Raw genomic sequence first — 2,095 nt, forward strand, 5'->3', positions numbered from 1 at the left:
ACATAAAATATCAATATGAACGATCCTATGCCGAGCCACTGCGATAGCAATATGTCGGCAAGAAATGCTCCGAGAGGACCGCCGGTATTGCTGACCGCTTCGGGTGTGGATGATATGCGGGCGAACTGACGCCCCTGCACGATGCTCTGGTCGTCGGCTCCGGCTGAAAAGTAGGAAACGCATACGATGAGCATATATGCTGCAAACACTATGAGCGTTATGCCGGCAAAAAGCTTCCAGCGACGGCGGGTCGACACATTGTCGGCCGTCGGCTTCTTTGTCGGTGCGGCCGGTGTGGCCGATGGTCTGGCCTGTCGTGCGGCGGCAGGATTCTGGCGTATTTTGGTTTCGGACTGTGTCGCGTTGTTGCGCTGTGCAGACGGTTCCGGTGTGCGTTGGCCGTAGCCTCCAGAGGTGAGTGATGAAGGATCGTAGCTGTCGGCTGAAATTTCAAATGATTCCATTGAAGACGTGTGTGTTGATCGTGTTGTGTATTATAATTGCCTTAAGGAGGCTATCGTGGCTTCGGGATCATCGGCGCCGAATACAAAGCTGCCTGCTACAAGTATGTCGGCGCCGGCATCGGCAAGAAGTTTTCCTGTCTGCATATTGACGCCGCCATCCACTTCTATGCGTGTGGCAAGTCCCAGTGAGTCGATGAGACCGCGCATTCTCCTTACTTTGGGAAGGGCAAGGTCGATGAATTTCTGCCCTCCGAATCCGGGGTTTACGCTCATTATGAGCACCAGATCAAGCTCAGGCAATATGTCGTCAAGCATCATTGTCGGTGTAGCGGGATTCAAAGCTACCCCGGCTTTCATCCCGGCATCCTTTATCTGCTGCACTACGCGGTGAAGATGTGGACAGGCTTCCTGATGGACTGTCATGAGATCCACTCCGCAGTCGCGTACCTGATTTACGTAATTCTGCGGGTTTACGATCATCAGATGGGCGTCGAGCGGTTTCCGCGCATTGCGGCCAATGGCCTTTATTACCGGGAAGCCGTAGGAAATATTGGGCACGAAGACTCCGTCCATGACGTCAAGGTGCATCCATGATGCCTCCGAGCGGTTGACCATCTCTACGTCGCGGTCGAGATTGCCGAAATCGGCTGAAAGCATTGACGGCGCTATTTCTATCATTTTCAAGAATTTTTTTGAGGTTTGAAGGCGTTCCAGACTATGATGGCCACACAGGCCAATCCTATGCCGATACCGACCCATGTGAGATATACGTTGTATTGTTCCACCTTTTCGAAGAGGGCGTCGCGCGGCACGATCTGTCCGAGCCACCATCCGAGTGCCGCGAGGATAATGTTCCATACTCCGGCACCAAGCGATGTGTAGAGCATAAAACGGAATATGTTCATCCGTGAAAGACCGGCCGGTATGCTTATGAGCTGGCGTACAGCCGGAATCAGACGCCCTACGAATGTCGATACGGCTCCGTGATTGTCGAAGTAGTGTTCGGCATGTTCTACTTTTTCGCGGTTTATAAGGCATGCATGACCCAGTCGTGAGTCGGCGAAACGATACACTATAGGACGTCCGATCCAGAGCGACAGGCCATAGTTGATGAGAGCGCCTATCAATGCTCCCAGAGTGGCGAGCAATACCACCGCCACAATGTTGACTTCATGTGAAGTGGCGGCAAGATAAGCGGCGGGGGGAACAATCACTTCCGACGGAAACGGGATGAAAGAACTTTCCACAACCATAAGGCCGACTACCATCAGATATATGGCTATGGGTGTGGCTGTGAAAAAACTGTCGAGTATAGCTTGCGGATTGAACAGTGCAAGGGTGATCATGTCGGGTAACATTTGCTGTAATTATCGTTGTTTTTTGAGAGTACAAAATTACAATATCCCTCCGTCAATAGCAAATTTTTCATATGCTCTGCTCCTGCCGATGACGTGCTGGTGGCGACGGTGATGTGGGCGTCGGAATACTGCGCGAAATTACAATGTAGATGACGCAGAAAACGCTACAACGACGTTTTTTGAACAGCCGTTAGAGTGTGTTTACTTTTGACTCATGTTAGGATTTCGAGAGTGTTTTCGAGTCAATTTTCAGTTTTTGTGAAGGAGTTATGG

General features: G+C 51.1%; 3 protein-coding genes. All 3 read right to left on the minus strand.

The window, feature by feature from the left end:
* The coding region (locus C5O24_RS12860) for a DNA translocase FtsK 4TM domain-containing protein (protein ID WP_205961122.1) at positions 1-464 on the minus strand (464 nt) is incomplete at its 3' end.
* A 30-nt stretch (positions 465-494) separates the two neighbouring features.
* On the minus strand, positions 495-1,148 hold the full coding sequence (rpe, locus tag C5O24_RS12865) for a ribulose-phosphate 3-epimerase (RefSeq protein ID WP_107681944.1): 654 nt from the start codon (positions 1,146-1,148) through the stop codon (positions 495-497).
* Entirely contained in the window at positions 1,145-1,732 is a 588-nt protein-coding gene (locus tag C5O24_RS12870; protein WP_107681945.1) for a DedA family protein, read from the minus strand. The genes rpe and C5O24_RS12870 overlap by 4 nt, the downstream gene beginning before the upstream one ends.
* Positions 1,733-2,095 lie beyond the last annotated feature (363 nt).

The sequence above is a fragment of the Paramuribaculum intestinale genome (assembly GCF_003024925.1).
Lineage (GTDB): Bacteria > Bacteroidota > Bacteroidia > Bacteroidales > Muribaculaceae > Paramuribaculum > Paramuribaculum intestinale.

What these genes read in the sequence shown, in the direction of transcription:
- C5O24_RS12870 (WP_107681945.1), bottom strand. Translation starts at nt 1,732, where the DNA reads ATGGTAGTCGGCCTTATGGTTGTGGAAAGTTCTTTCATCCCGTTTCCG.